Source organism: Shewanella donghaensis, assembly GCF_007567505.1.
GTDB classification, from domain to species: Bacteria; Pseudomonadota; Gammaproteobacteria; order Enterobacterales; family Shewanellaceae; genus Shewanella; species Shewanella donghaensis.
The window spans coordinates 2231887-2254039 of record NZ_CP041783.1 but is presented as its reverse complement, the minus strand read 5'-3'; the positions used below and the strand labels follow the sequence as shown (position 1 = coordinate 2254039).

At 41.9% G+C, this 22153-nt stretch carries 11 protein-coding genes, 3 tRNA genes and 3 rRNA genes; 13 read left to right on the top strand and 4 right to left on the bottom strand.

The window, feature by feature from the left end; genetic code table 11:
* Positions 1-148 precede the first annotated feature (148 nt).
* Positions 149-224 (bottom strand) — tRNA-Phe (locus FPK91_RS09575).
* Positions 225-484: 260 nt separating this feature from the next.
* Between FPK91_RS09575 and FPK91_RS09570 the strand changes: the two genes are divergently transcribed.
* The 3 genes from FPK91_RS09570 to FPK91_RS09560 are packed head-to-tail and all read left to right on the top strand — an operon-like array spanning position 485 to position 4517.
* Positions 485-2746, top strand: a complete 2262-nt coding sequence (locus FPK91_RS09570; protein WP_144210825.1) for an efflux RND transporter permease subunit — start codon at positions 485-487, stop codon at positions 2744-2746.
* Complete coding sequence (locus tag FPK91_RS09565) at positions 2746-3465, top strand: hypothetical protein (protein WP_144210823.1); 720 nt, start codon at positions 2746-2748, stop codon at positions 3463-3465. The genes FPK91_RS09570 and FPK91_RS09565 overlap by 1 nt, the downstream gene beginning before the upstream one ends.
* Positions 3456-4517 (top strand): 3-oxoacyl-ACP synthase III family protein, encoded by a 1062-nt coding sequence (locus FPK91_RS09560; protein ID WP_144210821.1) that lies wholly within the window; start codon positions 3456-3458, stop codon positions 4515-4517. Before FPK91_RS09565 ends, FPK91_RS09560 begins: the two co-directional genes overlap by 10 nt.
* A 68-nt stretch (positions 4518-4585) precedes the next feature.
* Here FPK91_RS09560 and FPK91_RS09555 read toward each other — a convergent pair whose 3' ends face one another.
* Positions 4586-5350 carry an outer membrane protein assembly factor BamD gene (locus FPK91_RS09555; RefSeq protein WP_144210820.1) on the bottom strand — a complete coding sequence of 255 codons (765 nt, stop codon included), beginning with the start codon at positions 5348-5350 and terminating at the stop codon, positions 4586-4588.
* A gap of 125 nt (positions 5351-5475) precedes the next feature.
* Here FPK91_RS09555 and rluD point away from each other — a divergent pair, with 125 nt between their 5' ends.
* The 4 genes from rluD (at position 5476) to FPK91_RS09535 (ending at position 10471) form a co-directional block, all read left to right on the top strand.
* Positions 5476-6450, top strand: a complete 975-nt coding sequence (gene rluD / locus FPK91_RS09550; protein ID WP_144210817.1) for a 23S rRNA pseudouridine(1911/1915/1917) synthase RluD — start codon at positions 5476-5478, stop codon at positions 6448-6450.
* Between the two features lie 40 nt (positions 6451-6490).
* Positions 6491-7225, top strand: a complete 735-nt coding sequence (gene pgeF, locus FPK91_RS09545; RefSeq protein ID WP_144214294.1) for a peptidoglycan editing factor PgeF — start codon at positions 6491-6493, stop codon at positions 7223-7225.
* A 144-nt stretch (positions 7226-7369) separates the two neighbouring features.
* Positions 7370-9943 (top strand): ATP-dependent chaperone ClpB, encoded by a 2574-nt coding sequence (gene clpB / locus FPK91_RS09540; protein WP_144210816.1) that lies wholly within the window; start codon positions 7370-7372, stop codon positions 9941-9943.
* A 210-nt stretch (positions 9944-10153) separates the two neighbouring features.
* Complete coding sequence (locus tag FPK91_RS09535) at positions 10154-10471, top strand: hypothetical protein (protein WP_144210814.1); 318 nt, start codon at positions 10154-10156, stop codon at positions 10469-10471.
* A gap of 137 nt (positions 10472-10608) precedes the next feature.
* On the opposite strand, the gene FPK91_RS09530 is transcribed toward FPK91_RS09535, so the two are convergent.
* The gene (locus FPK91_RS09530) at positions 10609-11058 is read right to left on the bottom strand and encodes a DUF4124 domain-containing protein (RefSeq protein ID WP_144210812.1); all 450 of its coding nucleotides are present in this window, start codon (positions 11056-11058) and stop codon (positions 10609-10611) included.
* A 713-nt stretch (positions 11059-11771) separates the two neighbouring features.
* On the opposite strand from FPK91_RS09530, the gene FPK91_RS09525 reads away from it, so the two are divergent.
* From FPK91_RS09525 to FPK91_RS09500, 6 genes are all read left to right on the top strand, one after another.
* A 16S ribosomal RNA gene (locus FPK91_RS09525) occupies positions 11772-13314 on the top strand.
* 379 nt (positions 13315-13693) lie between these two features.
* Positions 13694-16587: ribosomal RNA gene (locus FPK91_RS09520) — 23S ribosomal RNA — on the top strand.
* Positions 16588-16768: 181 nt separating this feature from the next.
* A 5S ribosomal RNA gene (gene rrf / locus FPK91_RS09515) occupies positions 16769-16884 on the top strand.
* The 16S, 23S and 5S rRNA genes sit together here with 1 tRNA gene alongside, the layout of an rRNA operon.
* 109 nt (positions 16885-16993) lie before the next feature.
* Positions 16994-17070: transfer RNA gene (locus tag FPK91_RS09510), tRNA-Asp, on the top strand.
* 779 nt (positions 17071-17849) lie between these two features.
* Positions 17850-17926 (top strand) — tRNA-Trp (locus FPK91_RS09505).
* 487 nt (positions 17927-18413) lie between these two features.
* A complete protein-coding gene (locus FPK91_RS09500; RefSeq protein WP_144210810.1) occupies positions 18414-20123 on the top strand; it encodes a class I SAM-dependent methyltransferase in 1710 nt (569 codons plus the stop codon).
* A gap of 487 nt (positions 20124-20610) precedes the next feature.
* Here FPK91_RS09500 and FPK91_RS09495 read toward each other — a convergent pair whose 3' ends face one another.
* A complete protein-coding gene (locus tag FPK91_RS09495; RefSeq protein WP_144210808.1) occupies positions 20611-22002 on the bottom strand; it encodes an aldehyde dehydrogenase family protein in 1392 nt (463 codons plus the stop codon).
* Between the last annotated feature and the right edge of the window lie 151 nt (positions 22003-22153).

The following is a 22153-nucleotide window of genomic DNA, read 5'->3' as shown; positions in this document are numbered from 1 at the left end:
ACAATAATTCTCAAAAGTGCTCACAAAACTATTCACGAAACTATTCAAAAAATCATTCACAAAAACAGCTACAGAATTCAGATACAAAAAAGCCTCGCAATGCGAGGCTTTTTTGTTATTTAGTCGCGATAGCCACCAAATCTAAATATGGTGCCCGAACCCGGAATCGAACCAGGGACACGAGGATTTTCAATCCTCTGCTCTACCGACTGAGCTATTCGGGCGACGGACGCTATTAAAAAGCTTTTACTCATTTGAGTCAACTGATTTTTGTGGTTTTCACAGAAAAACTGGCGACTGTGCTGAATAAATCGACGCTTCGATTAACTAATAAACACGTAAGATAAAAGACCAGAGCAATAGAAATATTGATAAATGTTGATTTCTTGTGAACAAACAATTCTAATTATCGGGTCTCATAGGTTCATGGCTACTACAATAAAGCCAAGCTTAATGTTAAATATCGATAATTTTTGAGGCTTACTTGCTATTTTTACTGCGTATTATTGAAAAAATTTCCCGACATCCGCTATTGCTTATTAGCAGCATATTAATTGCTGTTTGCCTGTCGAGTGTCGGAGCCTCTAAATTGTCGGGGCAAGTTGATTTTAATGACTACTTTGCCAAAGATGACCCTAAATTTTTAGCCTCCAAACAATTAGGTGAATTATATCGACAACAAGATCAGTTGTGGTTATTACTAGAAAGTTCTAAGCCATGGACATCAGATGAATTAAACGCCGCAGTGGTGATGTTTAAACAACAGTTATTAACTGAGGTTGATGTAACAGGGGTTTATGGTTACACCCAGCTACTAGATGACAGTGTGCAATTTCAGCTTCAATACAAGACTCATCCACGGCGAACCTCGTTAATATCAAGTGACAGTAAAGCCATATTATTGTCCATTGAATTACAACAACCAACCCATGCTAATACACAACCACGATGGTTAGAACAGCGTTTAACTCAGCTTTATAAAGAAACACAAGAGTATTGGCAACCTTGGCAAGTATCGAGTTACTTCACAGGTACTCAAGCATTAAATTGGCAATATGCTAAATCACTCAAGCATGACTTAATATGGTTTGCGCCTGGGGTGCTGTTGTTATTTGGTTTGATGAGTTTGCTGTTTATTCGTCATTGGCAATGGGTTGCAGCCATTGTGGTAAACAGTTTGATTACTTTGATATTGACAGTGGGACTTGCGGGCTGGCTACAATTAACCTTAGCGGCTATTTGTGCCTTTATTCCGGTGATTGTGATGACTCTATCATTCGCTTATACCGCCCACTTATACTTTGCCTGGCAACACAATTTATCGATTAATATCAATGTTTTTGAATCATTAAGGCTCAGCGTTTCAAGCAATATTGCGCCACTTACCTATGCCAGCTTAACAACGAGTATTGGTTTTTTATTGTTAATGATGAGTCCTTCGCCACCAATCAGTAGCTTTGGTTTACTGGTGGCATTTGCCGTCATGGTTAATTATGGTTTAGCGATGAGCTTATTACTGCTTATGGTCAGAAAAGCAAAAGGGCAGCAGCGGACTATTTTAAACTTCAAAGCCGTCCTTAATTGGGCTAAATGTGCCAGTAAATACCCTAAAGGATTATTATCTATTATTATCGTGGTATCAGTTGTTTGTTCATATTCAGTCAGTCAACTCACCATTAACGATAATCCTGTTGGATACTTTTCTAACAGCAGTGCATTTAGTCAATCTGAGCAAAAAATGACGCAATACTTTAATGGGATTAATACCTTTAAATACAATGTTAGCCAAACGAATAGTGAAGGTTTGAACACCAGTATTAATGGCAATACACTTTCTTTTCTTTATGCTTTTTCACGTTTTTTAAGGCAACAACCACAAGTAAATAGTGTGCAACATATTGGTGATTGGGTAAAAAGTGCAGGCTTAACTCAGTCACAGTTTGATCATTATATTAAACAAGAAAATACTTCTACGATACTGGCTAACGAGCTCAGTAATTCGCGGCAGCAAACGTTAATAAGTCTATTTTTAGTACCGATGTCGTCTAAGCAATTAATTGAGTTTGAAAAAACGGTAGCTGAATGGCTTGAAGCTAACTTATCCAATGATTCACCTAACCATTCCTTCAGTAACATACGCATCAGTGATGCTGTGAGTCCAAGCTTATTGTTCGCCCATTTGAGCGCTAATAATGCCCGAAGTATGTTGTGGTCATTTATTACGGCTCTAATTTTACTCACTTTTTTAATCGCTGGGGTTAAGCGCAGCTGGCAGTGCGGAGCCATTGCATTGCTACTTAACTTTTTACCTTTGTTATGGGTTTTTGGTATTTGGCAGTGGTTTGGAGGCTATATAAGTCTTGGCGGCACCATCGTGCTGTGCATGATGCTGGGTATTATTGTCGATGACACATTGCATTTATTACTGAAATTACCCGATCGAAATCAATCACTATCATCAACTGAATTAGTCGCAGAAATGTGGCTTAAACTTGAGCGCGTTGTGCCTGTTATCAGCTTTACGAGTTTAACGATTTTTATTGGCTTCTCTTTGGGCTTGTTATCAGGCTTTATGCCTATTTTGCAATTAAGTTTATTATCTGGATTAGTGATGATTTTTGCCTGGCTGTGTGATGTGTTTTTACTGCCCGTACTATATGCAACTTGGCTTAATTTAGCTTTGCCTCATTCAACTAAACTCAATTCAACTAAGCTCAATTCAACATTAGAGAGGAGTGATCGCTAATGTCAGTAAAGCCGCAGCGTTGTTTTGCATTACCGAGCCAACCTTTAGTGTCAAGGATGTTATCCCCTAATGGAAATCGAATTCAGCAATGGATTGTGGATCATGATAAACACAAGCCGCTATTTAATAATCAACAAGCTGAGTTAATGGCTAGTTTATTGCCATTATTACTGTGCGGAGAGCAATCTGCTCAATTGGTCTTTAATGGCGAAATTAGCCGACTTACAGGACTTGGGCAGCAACAACTATTATCAAGCCTTTTGGAAGTTGAAGCTGATGAACATCGTCATGATATCGCACTTCAATTAGCTGCTGATGAGGTTATTCATCAAGCTCAATTTGCCCAAGCACAGCGTAAAGCAAGGCGCTTTTATGCCAGTCTTGGCAGAGTGACTGATGTCAGTGAGCACTTTGTACAAATAGCGGTATTGGATACTTGTGTCACCCAAATAATGCATGCCTTTGAACACAGTAAATTAGGTTCACATCATAGGTTTTCAGTTCTTTGTGGACTAATAAAAAAAGACGAAGCTAAACATGTCTATGTGAGTCGTCAACATGCTGTTGATTTGGGCGCGACTGCTACAGAATTTGTGGAAACTCAGCGTAAGGTGGTGCAGCAATTATTTGGTTTATTGAATACTCAGCATCAAGCTTTCGAAAGTCTAGGCGTTTGCTTAGATGGTTTACAGAGAAAATTGGAGGATAAATGGCAGTAAAATTTGCGCAGCACTCATTAAAACTATTGGGGATCAACCACCAATTACCCCATGAGAATATTTCCTCAGGGAAATTGATAGATGCTTTAAGAACAAGGTGTGGTGTTATTACCGCCAAAAAAGCAGAAATTGTGGCGCGTAAATTGGGCATTAATGGTCGACATTTAGTGAGAGATTTAACCAAAGCCACCTGCTTACCTTCACCAAGCAGTATCGATTTAAGTATTTCAGCATTGAATGAAGCCTTGCTTCAAGCCAATTTAACCATGAATGATATTGATTATTTACTCAGTCATACTTGTACTCCTCACACCCAGGTACCGCCTAATGCTGCGTGGATAGCCGATAAACAAGGCTTTCAAGGCCCTTATCTAGAACTGCGTCAGGCATGTACGGGTTTTGCTAATGCACTGCAAATCGCTTCAGCTTTTTGTAAGGTGAATCAACAACCTTTAGCGGTTGTGGGTTGTGAAACGGGTTCCGTTTATTTTGATATGAGTCCAGATTTTATCGATAAAGCACAATTGGTTAATTTTGTGCAAATGGGGGACGGCGCTGCGGCTGTTATTTTAGGACCGAATACTGACGAATCTAGAGGTGGGTTTGGTGTAATTTCAGATATTTATTTAGGCCAAATTGGTGAGAATAAGCAACCTGGATTTCATCTTGATGGTGGCTCTGCTGATGTCGGTAATAAGGACATGGCGAGGTTTCATCATAATATTGCTGCGGTGCGTTCTCAAGGTAGTCAGTTGTTTGAGTTAGGGTTAGCGGCGCTTATGTCTCGAGGTCATCATATTGAGGATATGAAGTATATCTTACCCCATCAAGCTAACGGACATATTGATAAACTGCTTGCTGAAGCATTAAATATTGATAGTGGCCGAATTATTAACGATGCTCAATTTCTTGGTAATTTAGGTTCTGCAGCGATATGGGTGAGTTTGTCACGACTGATCCATTCAGGAAAATTAATCAAAGGCGATAAAGTGATGGTGTTAGGCGCAGAAGCGACTAAATATCTCTATGGCGGCTTTATCTATAAGCATTGATTTTTATGGATAAAAAAAATGACCTCAAAAGAGGCCATTTAAATCATGTTAACGAACATCACTGATGATTAGTTCGTTAATAATTCATTGTTAGGGTAGTTTGCTGCCATAACGGCTGAAACGTTTTGCAATAATTCATCTTGTCCAAGCTTATCGTAAGCTGTAGCCATAATCTCAAGTGCACGCTCTGTTGCAGGTGTACCTGGGAATTGCTCCATTACAGTTTGTGCTCTTACTGCTGCTGCACTCCAAGCTTCCATTTTAATGTAGTACTCAGCAACTTTAATTGAGTACAGCGCTAAACGGTTTTTAAGGTACTGCATACGATGTTGTGCATCAGCTGCATATTTGCTGTTTGGATAGCTTTTGATTAAACGATTGAAGTCTTTAAATGCATCTTGAGCATTTTTAGGATCACGATCGGTGCGATCAATATTCATCATATCGTGAAAAAGATAATTATCTGCCTGCATATTTGTTAAACCACGCATATAATAGACGTAATCAATATCAGGATGTGTTGGGTTTAAACGTAGGAAACGGTCGATATTTGCAATACCAGATGCGACATCATCCATCTTATAATAAGCGAAAATCATATCTAATTGGACCTGAGTTTTATGTGGTCCAAATGGGTAACGAGAGTCCAACGCTTCTAACGTTCTAACTGCTTTAGAATAGTTACCAAGTTCCATTGAGGTCCTTGATTGGGCATAAAGTCCTTCTGGGGACTTATTACTGATAGCTTCGTCTTCAAAACCTTTAGAGGTGCTACAAGCCGTTAAAGTCAATGAAAACAATACTAGGGCGGCACCTTTGGCAAATTTATACATATGTAAATTCAATTCTTTTTTAAGTTGTTGTTAAGAATTTTTCCATTTCACTGTAAAATAGAAAACAATACGATTGTAACAGATAGCTCATTCACTTTGGACCCCAAAAAAGGGGTACGGTTCCTATGACACAACAGATTAACCTAAAAAGCGAAATCACAGCAAGTCAAACGGGTTTAAGATTAGACCAAGCTTTGGCTGAATTGTTCCCTGATTATTCCCGTACACGCATCAAAGAATGGATCCTATCTGGTGCAGTTTCAGTAGATGATACTGTTGTCGATATACCTCGAGAGAAGGTAATAGAGTCGCAGTTAATTGCTGTAGAAGCAACGCTTGAAGAAGAAGTTAAAGATAAAGCGCAGAAAATACCACTTAATATCGTCTATGAAGATGAGCATATTATTGTGGTAAATAAGCAAGCGGGTTTAGTGGTACATCCTGGTGCAGGTAATGCAGATGGCACATTATTAAATGCGTTATTACATCACTTCCCAGCGATTGAACATGTTCCTAGAGCCGGTATTGTGCATCGCTTAGATAAAGACACCACAGGTTTGATGGTGGTGGCTAAAACAGTTGAAGCACAAACTCACTTAGTTGCAGCACTTCAGGCCCGTGATATCGTGCGTGAATATGAAGCCGTTGTACTTGGCACTATGACTGCTGGTGGCACGGTTGATGAACCAATCGAACGTCACGAGACTCGTCGTACCCAAATGGCAGTGGTTATGGGTGGACGTCCTTCAGTAACGCATTATCGCGTTTCAGAAAAGTTCAGAGCTCATACTCGCCTAAGATTACGTCTTGAAACAGGTCGTACTCACCAAATTCGTGTGCATATGTCTTACATTGGCCATGTATTGGTTGGTGATCCTGTTTATGGTGGTCGTCCACGTCCACCGAAAAAGGCAAGTCGTGAGTTCTTCGAGCTATTAAAGAACTTTAATCGTCAGGCTTTGCATGCTGTTCGTTTAGAACTTGCACATCCATTTACCCATGAAATTATGTCTTGGCAAGCGCCTATCCCTGAGGATATGAAGTTGCTAACCCAAGCATTACGTGAAGATACCGAACTAAACCCAGTAGATCACCTATAAGTTGTTCAGTATTTCGCAAGTGGTTCTATAAGGATTGATGGTGTTTAAAGCCAATTGGCCTTTACCTGATAATGTTGCCATTGCCATGACGGATAGTCATGGTGGTGTCAGTCATCCACCATATAATAGTCTTAACTTAGGCTTACATGTGGGTGATGCAACAGAAGATGTATTGGCTAATCGGGCTTTATTACAAAAAACACTATCGATTCCATCCCCTCTAGTTTGGCTTGAGCAGGTGCATGGCACCAAAATTATAGATTGCTCAACGCTAACAAGTTCTGATCTGATTTCACCTCTGACTGCTGATGGCAGTTATTCCAACTCTTGTGCATCAACTCTTGTTGTCATGACTGCGGATTGTCTACCGGTATTACTGTGTAATAAAGTGGGAACTGAAGTGGCTGCCATACATGCTGGCTGGCGTGGATTATGTGATGGCGTTATTGAAGCGGCAATTGAACAGTTTCAATCTCCCGCGTCTGACATATTGGCATTTCTCGGTCCAGCAATAGGCCCTAATGCTTTTGAAGTTGGGACTGACGTTTATCAATCATTTACCCAACAACATGCACAAGCCAAAGATTACTTCACTTCTTTTGGTGAAAAGTATTTAGCCGATCTGGCAGGGTTAGCACAAATGAGGTTGTCGCTTAAAGGCGTTAAATCTATTCACGATGCTAAGACTTGCACATTCTCTGATACTGATTATTTTTCCTACCGCCGCGATCAGCAAACTGGGCGAATGGCTTCTCTTATTTGGCTTAAGTCTTAATCTGTTTTTTAGATTTGATCTACATCAGCTAATCTGCCACTTTATGATTATATTTACCTGTCTCATATTGAAAAATCCATAAATACCCCCATATTTTAATTATCAAAAACATTCCGTTTTTAATTAAATCGTTTAGGAGGCCGTATGAGACTCGATCGTATGACCAATAAGTTTCAAATTGCTATTTCAGATGCACAGTCTTTAGCTTTAGGGCGTGACCATCAGTTTATTGAACCTATTCATTTGATGATGGCATTGTTAAATCAAGATTCTGGTTCTATTCATCCATTACTGACTCAAGCGGGCATTAATGTGAGTGCGCTGCGTTCGTCAATCAGTAAAGAACTAGAACGTGTTTCGCAAGTTGATGGTGCTGGTGGAGATATTCAGTTATCTCAGAGCTTAATTCGATTACTGAATCTTTGCGATAAACTCGCCCAAAAACGAAAAGATAAATATATCTCTTCAGAGCTGTTTGTATTAGCAGCATTAGAAGGCTCTGATCCTTTAGCAAAAAGCCTGAAATCAGCAGGCGCGACTAAAGAACTTTTGGAGTCGACCATTGAGCAAATCCGTGGTGGACAAAAAGTGGATGATCCTAATGCTGAAGATCAACGCCAAGCGTTAAAGAAATTTACTGTCGATCTTACCGAGCGAGCAGAGCAGGGCAAACTTGATCCAGTGATTGGCCGAGACGAAGAGATCCGCCGCACGATTCAAGTATTACAGCGTCGTAGTAAAAATAATCCAGTATTGATTGGTGAACCAGGTGTGGGTAAAACTGCCATTGTTGAAGGCTTAGCTCAACGGATTGTCAATGGCGAAGTACCTGAAGGCATTAAAAACAAACGGGTACTTTCCCTTGATATGGGATCATTAATTGCGGGGGCTAAGTATCGCGGCGAATTTGAAGAACGCTTAAAGGCAGTATTGAGCGAATTAGCTCAAGAAGAAGGCCAAGTTATTCTGTTCATCGATGAACTGCATACCATGGTTGGTGCAGGTAAGGGTGAAGGCGCCATGGATGCCGGTAATATGCTTAAACCGGCACTGGCTCGAGGTGATTTACATTGTGTTGGTGCCACAACCCTAGATGAATATCGTCAGTATATTGAGAAAGATGCTGCATTAGAGCGTCGCTTTCAAAAAGTCTTGGTAGAAGAACCCAGTGTGATCGACACTATTGCCATATTGCGTGGGTTAAAAGAGCGTTATGAACTGCATCATCATGTAGAGATTACCGATCCTGCCATTGTCGCAGCTGCAACCATGTCTCATCGTTATATATCAGATCGAAAGTTACCAGATAAAGCCATTGATCTTATTGATGAAGCGGCTTCAAGCATCCGTATGCAAATTGACTCTAAACCAGAATCATTAGATCGATTAGAACGACGCGCTATTCAGTTAAAGCTTGAGGAACAAGCATTAGCTAAAGAAGAAGACGAAGCAAGTCGTAAACGTTTGAGTCATTTGCAGCTTGAGCTGGCAGAAGTCGAAGTTAAAGCAAATGAGTTAAATGAAATTTGGCGTACAGAAAAAGCCGCGTTAGCAGGTACACAGCATATTAAAGCCGATTTAGAACAATCGCGCATGGATATGGATGTTGCCCGAAGAGCTGGCGATCTAACTCGTATGTCTGAATTACAATATGGTCGTATTCCAGAATTAGAAAAGCAGTTAGATCTAGCTTCTCAAGCTGAAATGCAAGATATGACCTTACTACGTAACAAGGTGACTGAAACAGAAATTGCCGAAGTACTATCAAAAGCCACCGGCATTCCTGTAAACAAAATGCTCGAAGGCGAACGTGATAAGTTGCTGCAAATGGAAGAAGCGCTTCATCAAAGAGTTATCGGTCAAAATGAAGCTGTTGAAGCAGTATCAAATGCTATTCGCCGCAGCCGAGCTGGGCTAGCAGATCCCAACCGTCCAATAGGTTCTTTTTTATTCTTGGGGCCAACTGGTGTGGGTAAAACTGAATTATGTAAGTCATTAGCGACCTTCTTATTTGATACTGAATCTTCAATGGTTCGTATTGATATGTCAGAATTTATGGAAAAGCACACTGTCTCACGTTTAGTCGGTGCGCCTCCAGGATACGTTGGTTATGAAGAAGGCGGTTATTTAACTGAAGCTGTTCGTCGTAAGCCTTACTCAGTGATTTTGCTCGATGAAGTCGAAAAAGCCCATCCAGATGTGTTTAATATCTTATTGCAGGTATTGGATGATGGCAGACTGACTGATGGTCAGGGTAGAACAGTAGATTTTAGAAATACTGTAATTATTATGACGTCTAACTTGGGATCAGAATTGATACAACAAGGCTTTGCTTCTCAAGATTATGCTCAAATGAAATCTTCAGTGATGGAAGTGGTAACTCAAAGCTTTAGACCAGAGTTTTTAAATCGTATAGACGAAACCGTAGTGTTCCATCCTTTATCGGCAGAGCACATTGCATATATTGCAGAGATACAACTAGAGAACTTAAAAGCGCGCTTAGCTGAGAAAGACTATGGATTGTCGATTTCAAAAGAAGCGTTGGCACTCATTGCTGAAGCCGGCTTTGATCCTATCTATGGTGCAAGGCCTCTTAAACGAGCCTTACAACAGGAAATAGAGAACCCATTAGCAAATCTTTTGCTCAAAGGTGACTTAATTCCAGGGAAAGAGATTATCGTTGATGTCAAAGAAGGTTTACTAACATTCACACAATAACGACTTTACTAAATTAAAGGCTCATTAAAAGGAATCATGTTTACACATGGTTCCTTTTTTCATTCTAGTTTAAAGCATTGTGCTATATCCAAAGAGCCAAGTTAAAGTTTATTGATGTTGATTAAGGTAACTTGCGTGTGTGATATTTATCGACTAGCTTAAAAAGTAGGCGTTTTATTTGCTAACCCTCAATCAAATGAAGGATATAACATGAAAAAACAAGTTGTATTAAGTCTTTGTGTCATAGCTTTAAGCATAACTGGCTGTAGTAGTGCACCCAACAATGATAGCAGTGAGCCTGCCGTTATTGCTGTCGGTAATGTTGATTATGACAGTCTTTATCATTTTGGTTATAACAGGGGTTGTGAAAGTGCTATTGCTGAAAAAGGTTCAAATCAATCTGTTGATTCGATGAAAGACACTACTTTGAATGGTATAGATTCATTTGAAGATGGTTGGCGTTCAGGAACCGAGAATTGTAATGGTGGTGAATATAGTCCGATGTACACAGTTGGTTTGGCGCAATAGCTGTTAATGATAGTAGAGAAATAGTATTGTAAAAACTAAAATAATAAAGGGAGCCAATGGCTCCCTTTATTATGTAAAACACTGTCAATCTATTTGAGGACTAGACACACTCTTTCTAATATTGAGAGTAACTATAACTAATCACAAAACATTTTAATGCGTTCTTCATTCTTTTCTATCTGCGCAATTCGCTCTACCTCAGATACTTGTATTGATTCACCCGTTGTAGGGTCTTTACGATGCAACCTTTGATAAGTCGAAAGTACATTCAAACTATGTTTAGCATTTTTACAAATGGAGGCCGCTTGTTCAGAATCATTTTTTTTGATTGCTGCAGCATTTTTTTCTTCATCTGATGTTTTACTGGAACTCGCAGAATAAGAGGTATTAGGTAAGACAGGTAAATAGCCCACTTGAGGTGGTTCAATGTCTTCACTGTAAATTTTATCTGAATGCACTTCAGCTGGAGGCTGCTGGCTATAATGTTTAACGCCATCTTCATCGACCCAAGAATAGATTACAGTGGCTTGTGCCAATTGAATAAAACTGAAGCAGCCAACTAAACACAACAAACGTAGACTAAGCATATATATTCCTAAATGGTGTATCCCAATTTTCCTTATTTAAAACAAAATAGGCGATTTAGAGCATAAAACCAATACATTTTATTGAGTTTGTTTATTCCTGTTGCTTTATAGAAGGATGAAAATGATAGATACAACTATGAGTTTTACTCCTAAACATAAGCTAAAAGCCAATAGTTGTTGGTTTTAAGTGCGATCTGATTAGCTTTTGTTCGTTCAACTGAGTTTTGTAATAAAAACATAAAAAAGCCCTTGCACGAAATCTTGATTTGCCTATAATGCGCATCCACTGACACGGCGACAGGCCAATAGGCTCAACGTGTTAGCGTTAATTAAGACGGATTTACATCATCATAATTAACGGGTTGAAAAGCATTTTAAATTAACATTAAAAATGACTTGACGCCCACAACGGGAAGTGTAGAATACGCATCCCTAAGCCAACGACCTAGCGTCTAACGGCGGTATCTGAAAGATTGATACCAACGCTCTTTAACAATCAAACAAGAAATCTGTGTGGACACTCACAGGTGTTGAGTTAATCGAAATTGCTACTTAGGTAGCAATCAAAATTATTTACTCAATGTAACGATGAGTGTTCATAGCAATATGTAACAAACGTTTTAGAGATTCTTCCGAGTCTTTAAATCGAAATCAGAATTCATTGAGCCGAAGCGATGTTCTTATTTATAAGAATGGCTGCTTTAACAAAACTTTAATTGAAGAGTTTGATCATGGCTCAGATTGAACGCTGGCGGCAGGCCTAACACATGCAAGTCGAGCGGTAACACAAGGGAGCTTGCTCCTGAGGTGACGAGCGGCGGACGGGTGAGTAATGCCTAGGGATCTGCCCAGTCGAGGGGGATAACAGTTGGAAACGACTGCTAATACCGCATACGCCCTACGGGGGAAAGGAGGGGACCTTCGGGCCTTTCGCGATTGGATGAACCTAGGTGGGATTAGCTAGTTGGTGAGGTAATGGCTCACCAAGGCGACGATCCCTAGCTGTTCTGAGAGGATGATCAGCCACACTGGGACTGAGACACGGCCCAGACTCCTACGGGAGGCAGCAGTGGGGAATATTGCACAATGGGCGAAAGCCTGATGCAGCCATGCCGCGTGTGTGAAGAAGGCCTTAGGGTTGTAAAGCACTTTCAGTAGGGAGGAAAGGTTAACGGTTAATAACCGTTAGCTGTGACGTTACCTACAGAAGAAGGACCGGCTAACTTCGTGCCAGCAGCCGCGGTAATACGAGGGGTCCAAGCGTTAATCGGAATTACTGGGCGTAAAGCGTACGCAGGCGGTTCATTAAGCTAGATGTGAAATCCCCGGGCTCAACCTGGGAATTGCATTTAGAACTGGTGAACTAGAGTCTTGTAGAGGGGGGTAGAATTTCAGGTGTAGCGGTGAAATGCGTAGAGATCTGAAGGAATACCGGTGGCGAAGGCGGCCCCCTGGACAAAGACTGACGCTCATGTACGAAAGCGTGGGGAGCAAACAGGATTAGATACCCTGGTAGTCCACGCCGTAAACGATGTCTACTCGGAGTTTGGTGCCTTGAGCACTGGGCTCCCAAGCTAACGCATTAAGTAGACCGCCTGGGGAGTACGGCCGCAAGGTTAAAACTCAAATGAATTGACGGGGGCCCGCACAAGCGGTGGAGCATGTGGTTTAATTCGATGCAACGCGAAGAACCTTACCTACTCTTGACATCCACAGAACTTACCAGAGATGGTTTGGTGCCTTCGGGAACTGTGAGACAGGTGCTGCATGGCTGTCGTCAGCTCGTGTTGTGAAATGTTGGGTTAAGTCCCGCAACGAGCGCAACCCCTATCCTTATTTGCCAGCGCGTAATGGCGGGAACTCTAGGGAGACTGCCGGTGATAAACCGGAGGAAGGTGGGGACGACGTCAAGTCATCATGGCCCTTACGAGTAGGGCTACACACGTGCTACAATGGCGTATACAGAGGGTTGCAAAGCCGCAAGGTCTAGCTAATCTCACAAAGTACGTCGTAGTCCGGATCGGAGTCTGCAACTCGACTCCGTGAAGTCGGAATCGCTAGTAATCGTAGATCAGAATGCTACGGTGAATACGTTCCCGGGCCTTGTACACACCGCCCGTCACACCATGGGAGTGGGCTGCACCAGAAGTAGATAGTCTAACCTTCGGGAGGACGTTTACCACGGTGTGGTTCATGACTGGGGTGAAGTCGTAACAAGGTAGCCCTAGGGGAACCTGGGGCTGGATCACCTCCTTACCTATACGACTAACTTAATGTTTGTTGAGTGTTCACACAGATTGCTTGTTAACTTCTTCGGAAGTTGAGCGAAATGCGCCGCGAGCCGGTTAGCATTGTTCTTTAACAATTTGGAAAGCTGATAGTATTTAACATGATGATGTCTGTCGTTGTGTTATTTACAAAATCGTATTATTGGGAAATTAATCCTTTTTCAATAATACATTGAGTTCTCAAAACACTTTATTAAGTGTCTTGAATATTCTAAAAATCTAAGGCGAATTTGTGTACTCGAAAGAGATGCAAATTATGTAATAAACCAGCTAGTTACGATATAACTGTTAAGGCTACCCGCTTTAACAACACTTGTTTTCATTTATGAAACTGATGTGGGTTGTATGGTTAAGTGACTAAGCGTATACGGTGGATGCCTTGGCAGTCAGAGGCGATGAAGGACGTAATAACTTGCGAAAAGCGTTGGCGAGCTAGTAATAAGCACTTGAGCTAACGATATCCGAATGGGGAAACCCGGCCACATAAGTGGTCATCATACAGTGAATACATAGCTGTATGAGGCGAACTCGGGGAACTGAAACATCTAAGTACCCGAAGGAAAAGAAATCAACCGAGATTCCCCTAGTAGCGGCGAGCGAACGGGGATTAGCCCTTAAGTCTATGGGGTGTTAGTGGAATAAGTTGGAAAGCTTAACGGTACAGGGTGATAGTCCCGTACATGAAAACTAACCATAGATGAAAACGAGTAAGGCGGGACACGTGACATCCTGTTTGAATATGGGGGGACCATCCTCCAAGGCTAAATACTCCTGACTGACCGATAGTGAACCAGTACCGTGAGGGAAAGGCGAAAAGAACCCCTGTGAGGGGAGTGAAATAGAACCTGAAACCGTGTACGTACAAGCAGTGGGAGCGGTTCTTGAGACCGTGACTGCGTACCTTTTGTATAATGGGTCAGCGACTTACGTTTTGTAGCGAGGTTAAGCGAATAGCGGAGCCGTAGGGAAACCGAGTGTTAACTGCGCGTTTAGTTGCAAGGCGTAGACCCGAAACCGAGTGATCTAGCCATGGGCAGGTTGAAGGTTGAGTAACATCAACTGGAGGACCGAACCGACTAATGTTGAAAAATTAGCGGATGACTTGTGGCTGGGGGTGAAAGGCCAATCAAACTCGGAGATATCTGGTTCTCCTCGAAAGCTATTTAGGTAGCGCCTCGAGCGAATACCACTGGGGGTAGAGCACTGTTAAGGCTAGGGGGTCATCCCGACTTACCAACCCTTTGCAAACTCCGAATACCAGTGAGTACTACTCGGGAGACAGACGGCGGGTGCTAACGTCCGTCGTCAAAAGGGAAACAACCCAGACCATCAGCTAAGGTCCCAAAGTTATTGCTAAGTGGGAAACGATGTGGGAAGGCTTAGACAGCTAGGATGTTGGCTTAGAAGCAGCCATCATTTAAAGAAAGCGTAATAGCTCACTAGTCGAGTCGGCCTGCGCGGAAGATTTAACGGGGCTAAGCAATACACCGAAGCTATGGGTTTGCTAGTTTACTAGCAAGCGGTAGAGGAGCGTTCTGTAAGCGGTTGAAGGTGAAGGGGTAACCCACACTGGACGTATCAGAAGTGCGAATGCTGACATGAGTAACGATAAAGGGAGTGAAAAACTCCCTCGCCGAAAGACCAAGGGTTCCTGTCCAACGTTAATCGGGGCAGGGTGAGTCGACCCCTAAGGCGAGGCCGAAAGGCGTAGTCGATGGGAAACAGGTCAATATTCCTGTACTTCTGCTAACTGCGATGGAGAGACGGAGAAGGCTAGGCTAGCGCGGCGTTGGTAGTCCGCGTTTAAGGTTGTAGGCTGTAAACTTAGGCAAATCCGGGTTTACTTAAGGCTGAGAACTGATGACGAGTCACTAAGGTGATGAAGTAGTTGATGCCATGCTTCCAGGAAAATCTTCTAAGCTTCAGGTTAGTAGGAATCGTACCCCAAACCGACACAGGTGGTCGGGTAGAGAATACCAAGGCGCTTGAGAGAACTCGGCTGAAGGAACTAGGCAAAATGGTACCGTAACTTCGGGAGAAGGTACGCTCCTGACGGTGATGAGACTTGCTCTCTAAGCTGTTGGGAGTCGCAGATACCAGGTGGCTGCAACTGTTTATCAAAAACACAGTACTGTGCAAAATCGCAAGATGACGTATACGGTATGACGCCTGCCCGGTGCTTGAAGGTTAATTGATTGGGTTATCTTCGGAGAAGCTCATGATCGAAGCCCAAGTAAACGGCGGCCGTAACTATAACGGTCCTAAGGTAGCGAAATTCCTTGTCGGGTAAGTTCCGACCTGCACGAATGGCGTAATGATGGCCACGCTGTCTCCAGCCGAGACTCAGTGAAGTTGAAATTGCGGTGAAGATGCCGTATACCCGCGGCTAGACGGAAAGACCCCGTGAACCTTTACTATAGCTTGGCACTGAACATTGAACCTACATGTGTAGGATAGGTGGGAGACTTTGAAACTTCGTCGCTAGATGGAGTGGAGTCAATCTTGAAATACCACCCTTGTAGTTTTGATGTTCTAACCGCGGCCCCTTATCGGGGTTCGGGACAGTGCCTGGTGGGTAGTTTGACTGGGGCGGTCTCCTCCCAAAGAGTAACGGAGGAGCACGAAGGTTGGCTAAGTACGGTCGGACATCGTACGGTTAGTGCAATGGCATAAGCCAGCTTAACTGCGAGACATACACGTCGAGCAGGTACGAAAGTAGGTCATAGTGATCCGGTGGTTCTGTATGGAAGGGCCATCGCTCAACGGATAAAAGGTACTCCGGGGATAACAGGCTGATACCGCCCAAGAGTTCATATCGACGGCGGTGTTTGGCACCTCGATGTCGGCTCATCACATCCTGGGGCTGAAGTCGGTCCCAAGGGTATGGCTGTTCGCCATTTAAAGTGGTACGCGAGCTGGGTTCAGAACGTCGTGAGACAGTTCGGTCCCTATCTGCCGTGGGCGTTGGATGATTGAAGGAAGCTGCTCCTAGTACGAGAGGACCGGAGTGGACGAACCGCTGGTGTTCGGGTTGTTATGCCAATAGCATTGCCCGGTAGCTACGTTCGGAATCGATAACCGCTGAAAGCATCTAAGCGGGAAGCGAGTCCTAAGATGAGTCATCCCTAGAGATTTAATCTCTCTAAAGAGCCGTTCGAGACTAGGACGTTGATAGGCAGGGTGTGTAAGCGTTGTGAGGCGTTGAGCTAACCTGTACTAATGACTCGTGAGGCTTAACCATACAACCCAGATGAGTTTTATCTGAGTGGTTGTGGTAACTAGATTTATTACAGACTGAAAAGTCGAACTTAGATACGAATATAGAGCACTTAATATGGTGTGAACTCAAAAAAATCTCGAAAGAGTTATCAGATTTCCGAATTATTATTTACTGCGTTTGCGGTAAATGAAGCAAGAATTTGCTTGGTGACAATAGCATTGTGGTACCACCTGATCCCATCCCGAACTCAGCAGTGAAACGCAATAGCGCCGATGATAGTGTGGGGTCTCCCCATGTGAAAGTAGGTCATCGCCAAGCGCCTAATTTACTCGAAAGAGTAGCTTTATCACGATAAAGCAAGTCTACTAACTTTGACACGTTAGCGACTTAAAAAGAATTTAGTATATTGCGCAAGCAAATTACTAAAGGAGCGGTAGTTCAGTTGGTTAGAATACCGGCCTGTCACGCCGGGGGTCGCGGGTTCGAGTCCCGTCCGCTCCGCCAACATAAAGACGAAAGCCTCATCGAAAGATGAGGCTTTTTTCGTTGTGTCGAATAAATATGTTCACTTAATGGTAATCTTTAGTTTGAATATTAAACATTTCTTAAGGTTTCAGCAGCGAAGATATAGCTTTTGGTTCTTGAGATTAATTAAATTACTCTGAAGCATTTTAAAATTACTAATTTGAGCGTTCATAGTTCAATTTGGCGGTGTTACTCACTGCTTTAAATAGTTATCTCAGCTTTCATTTGCGTTAAATCGTACATTCGTAACCGATTTCTCATTTTTCTAATTTCTCTATCTTAATGTTGTGCTTAGAATGAATGTAGTATTGAGGTTTTTCAGTATTATTATAGCGAGCAGGCCAGTATTCATTCTTCATACTTGAAGCGTCAGGTTTAACGATATCTAAAGCCACTTCAACCAGGCCGTTATGACCTATTAAAGACTTTAGTTCTAAACTGGCGAAGAGCTAAACCCTAAATGCAGTTCACACAACTTGTAAGTGTTCATAAGTGACTATTCGTTGCGATAGGTAATTGTGGTGCTTGTAGCCAAGCAAGTTATTTGTAAGTCTCTTTAGGTGCAGTTACGTAACTGCTTAACTAGATAATGTGATCCTATTTCATGTAGATACCGTATATCAGTTTTGTGTACATTGCTAAAATTGGAAAGTAGATTATAAATCACTTAATTTGGCTGAAAAACCCACAGTCAGTACGTTTGTGATAAATAATGCTTTACCTTTCGCAGTGGTTTTAGCATAATGCATTCCGTCAACAGGGGTATAGTTCCAATTGGTAGAACAGCGGTCTCCAAAACCGATGGTTGCGAGTTCGAGTCTTGCTACCCCTGCCAAATTTAGAAGGCCTAGCAGAAATGCTAGGCCTTTGTCTTTTCTGGCTTTTATTAATTTCCCCATCTTCAAATCACTTTTAAACTCATACTCATATTTTTCAGTATTTTCTATTCGGTGACCAAACGGTGACAATAGCTTTTTAGAGGCAGCCAATCTTTCTATTGATAGTTTAGTACTAACACCTAGTGTAAAAATATTTTCAGCATTAATAACGATAATCGAAACTAGATAGTTAGCTTGGGAAGACTCTTTACATTAATAAATTAGAATCTACCTATTCGTAAGTATTACTAAGCAGGGAGGTCCACACCGCTTTTGTCAGTTTTATTTTAGAAAATTATCCTCGATCGACCTAACCTTCCATTATTAATAACTTATTGAGCACTTAGACTTAGAACAAAAATAAATCACAGTTCTTTACTAAGTTATCGCCATATGTAACCTAGCCGTATATCATGGTTTAACAAGGACATATGGCGCATTTTCATGAACTCAACCTCTCTTTTTTATAGTCAGAATGCTATAGAGCTCGCTGAACAATATAATGGTCTTGATTTTAAGTCTGTACACCAATCGTGGAAGTTATATTGGCCAGAATCTGGATCTAATGTTTTAGACATTGGTGCTGGTTCTGGGCGTGATGCTAAGTGGATGAATGACCAAGGTTGTGAGGTCATCGCTGTAGAGCCAAATGATGCATTGCGTCAAATTGGGCTGCAAAGTACAGGCCCAGAAGTCACTTGGCTTAATGATTCACTTCCAGTTCTTAAAAACGTGCAAAGCTTAGGAATGCGTTTTGACTTAATACTTGTAAGTGCAGTGTGGATGCATTTAGCTCCTTCATTACGTGAAAGAGCATTTCGTAAACTTTCAAATCTATTATCCCCAAATGGTAAATTAGTCATTAGCTTGCGTCATGGAGAGTTTACTGATGGCCGACAAGGCTTTTCTGTCTCGGTTGAAGAGCTAGAAAAACTTTCAAAAGATCACGCATTGCAGCTTCAATTAGTATCGGGTAGTGAAGATAATCTTCAACGTGCAGATGTGTCTTGGCAGACTGTTGTATTGAATTTGCCTGATGATGGTTCCGGTAACCTTAACACTGTTCGTCGAATTATTGTTAACGACAGTAAATCGGCGACTTATAAGCTTGCCCTATTGAGAACGTTAATTCGTATTGCCGATGCTCACTCTGGGGCTGTGTTAGACCGTAGTGATGGTAAAATCGCACTTTCAGCGGGTTTAGTTGCTCTATATTGGGTTCGTCAGTTCAAGCGCCTTATTGATGTCGATATTGAGGGGCACGGAATTCAGCAGAACTCGAATGCAACGAAAGGGTTGGGTTTTGTGAAAGACGATGGTTGGAATAAGCTTAAACACCTATCAGCCGATGACTTTTCTATTGGTGCACTCTATGTCGGGGAAGAAGCTAAAGCTATTCAAAAATTATTTACTCATACGATAAGTACGATAAAAGCAGGGCCAGTTACTTTTATCTATCAGGGCGATAAACAAAACAAGTTGTTTGAAATCCAAGCAGCAGAAAAGCGTAGAAAATACTCAGATGCCATAATTTTAGATAGTGAATTTTTTACAGGGTTTGGTCAATTCATTTTGGATGAAAAGCTATGGGGTTGCTTTAGGCTTTATCACTCCTGGATAGAACCGTTGGTGGTAAACCAGTGGGTTAAAGAAATGCAGCGCTTTAAGCTTAATCAAGACAGAAATATCTCTCTACAGTCATATCATGACTGCCTCGTGTGGATTGATTCATCTCGTGATACTCGATACGTTCGCAAGCGTGTGGATGAGCTACAGGCTGAGGGCACTGTTATCCATAGGGCCTGGAGCAATACGGTATTAAAGAGCCTGTACGATGTGGATCATTGCCTCCCATTTGCTTACTGGCCAAATAATGACAAATGGAACCTATTACCTGCAACATCAAATGAAAATCGAAGTAAAAGTGATCGGGTACCAAAAGCTAAGCGATTGTTTGACTCTAAAGAGCGAATCTTGGAATGGTGGCAGATAGCATGGGAGAGTGATCCTTTGCATCAGCAGCGATTTTTCACTGAAGCGACATTCTCTTTACCTAACGTGCCAGCTCAGTGCAATGATTTTGAAGAAGTATTTGAAGCTATGGGCTTGCAGATTAGGGGAGTCAGGAGCCGTTTGTTAGTTTCAGAATGGTAGGGCTAGATTAACACCAATATGTCACAGTGAAGCAAGGTGTTGGTTAAGCCATTTCCCAAGTAAGAAATTAATGAGTTTAACCGTATCACGATCTTTTACAGTTTGAATTTCAGGCATGGGTAAGTTCCTTTTTTCTGATATATCATGTTTTGGGGGTTGGCTTTAGAAAGGCCCATTGGGTAGGGTTTGCTTGTTCCTGTTTTACCAATATGGGAACTTGGGTTTTAGAGTGGCCAATTTTAGTTGACCACTACAGTCGAAGAGACAACTGAGTCAAGTACTTGCTTAACGGATGAAGTTTACTATCAACACTACGTAATTCAGATATTCCTTACGATTATGAAGTGCGGGGACGTACTTACATATTAGCTACTCGTTTTAATCTTTGATTAAATAAGCTATATCAAGAAGCCGACAATGTCATCATTATCGGCTTTTTATGTTTTTAAATTTGATTTCACAAGTTTCTAGAATCTAAATATCGTCTTTAGCTTGTCGGTAACTTCATGATTACCATTTTTTCTTCGGTTAAATCTCGCATTGTGTATGGTATTCCACCGACGCCATAACCTGATTGCTTTCGACCTGCAAATGGCATCCAGTCGACCCTAAAGGCAGTATGGTCGTTGATTAATACTGTAGACGCGTCTAGCTCATGTTGGGCATGTAAAACAGTTTCTAACGAATTACTAAAGACAGAAGCTTGGAAAGAGTAAGGGACGTTATTTGCCCGTTTATAAGCTGACTTAAGGTTATCAACACCATATAAGCACACTACTGGACCAAATATTTCCATTGCTGATACTTTCAAGTCGTCATTTGGGTTTAATATCACTGTGGGTTCATAGTGGGTTTGTGATAGTTTTTTACCGCCAGTTAATATCTGTGCGCCTGCGTTTCTTGCTTCATCAACCCAATCCGCCACTCTTTGGCATTCTGCTGGTCGAATCAATGGACCACATTCTGTATCCGCCTCTCTCGCGTCACCAACCACTAATAGATTCACTTGCTCAACAAGCTTCTTTGCAAAAACATCAATGGTATTGTTGGTAATATATATGCGCTGTACTGATACGCAAACTTGACCAGAGTGGTAAAAGCCTCCTTTTACAATTGCGGGTAAAATAGCATCAATGTCAACAGTGTCATCAATAATGACCGGTGCGGCGCCGCCATGCTCTAAGGCGCATCGTGTTCCGGGTGCTAATTGACTGCGTAAATACCAGCCCACTTTTGATGAACCAATAAACGAGAAAAATGCGGTTCTAGGATCGGTTACTACTCGCTCAGTATCTTCATTTTCAGCAACAAAAAAACGACACCATTTTTGATCTAGTCCGGCCTGGTAAAGTAGCTCAACAAATTTTTGTGCACTTAATGGGGTATCGTTGGCAGGCTTAATTAGAATAGGGCAGTTAACGGCAATAGCAGGTGCTACCTGATGCACTATCAAGTTTAATGGATGATTAAATGCCGATACGGCGACCACTGGTCCAATAGGTTCACGATAAGTAAATGCCATTCGACCTGCGCCTGCGGCAGTGAGATCCATAGGGATTTGCTCACCTTTGAGATTGTGTAGTTCATTGGCACATAATTCAACACCATCAATGGCTCGTATCACTTCAACATATGCATCTTTTAGCGGTTTACCGCCTTCGGTTGCAATAAGCATGGCGAAATCATCTTGTTGCTCTTTCATCAATTGAGCGCAACGTTTAAGTATCGCAGTACGTTCATGTGCGGGTGTGCGTTGTGACTTGTCTGCAAAAGTTTCGTGAGCTTGCTGCAAGTATTGATCTAATTGATCCCAATTAGAAAATGCAACTTGACCAATGACTTCACCCGTTGAAGGATTTAGGACATCCAATTGATTCATATTTTGCTACCTTAAAAATGCGCCGATCAAAGTTTTTCTGAAACAGAGTTCGAGACTGAGCCTAATCTTGGGTTTAAGACTGAGTTAGGGCAAGGGTACTCGTTGCTACTTTCTCAGGTTATGAGACTTTTATAACAATAGGATTCTCAGT

What these genes read in the sequence shown, in the direction of transcription:
- FPK91_RS09565 (WP_144210823.1), top strand. Translation starts at nt 2,746, where the DNA reads ATGTCAGTAAAGCCGCAGCGTTGTTTTGCATTACCGAGCCAACCTTTA.
- FPK91_RS09560 (WP_144210821.1), top strand. Translation starts at nt 3,456, where the DNA reads ATGGCAGTAAAATTTGCGCAGCACTCATTAAAACTATTGGGGATCAAC.
- FPK91_RS09555 (WP_144210820.1), bottom strand. Translation starts at nt 5,350, where the DNA reads ATGTATAAATTTGCCAAAGGTGCCGCCCTAGTATTGTTTTCATTGACT.
- rluD (WP_144210817.1), top strand. Translation starts at nt 5,476, where the DNA reads ATGACACAACAGATTAACCTAAAAAGCGAAATCACAGCAAGTCAAACG.
- clpB (WP_144210816.1), top strand. Translation starts at nt 7,370, where the DNA reads ATGAGACTCGATCGTATGACCAATAAGTTTCAAATTGCTATTTCAGAT.
- FPK91_RS09535 (WP_144210814.1), top strand. Translation starts at nt 10,154, where the DNA reads ATGAAAAAACAAGTTGTATTAAGTCTTTGTGTCATAGCTTTAAGCATA.
- FPK91_RS09530 (WP_144210812.1), bottom strand. Translation starts at nt 11,058, where the DNA reads ATGCTTAGTCTACGTTTGTTGTGTTTAGTTGGCTGCTTCAGTTTTATT.
- FPK91_RS09500 (WP_144210810.1), top strand. Translation starts at nt 18,414, where the DNA reads ATGAACTCAACCTCTCTTTTTTATAGTCAGAATGCTATAGAGCTCGCT.
- FPK91_RS09495 (WP_144210808.1), bottom strand. Translation starts at nt 22,002, where the DNA reads ATGAATCAATTGGATGTCCTAAATCCTTCAACGGGTGAAGTCATTGGT.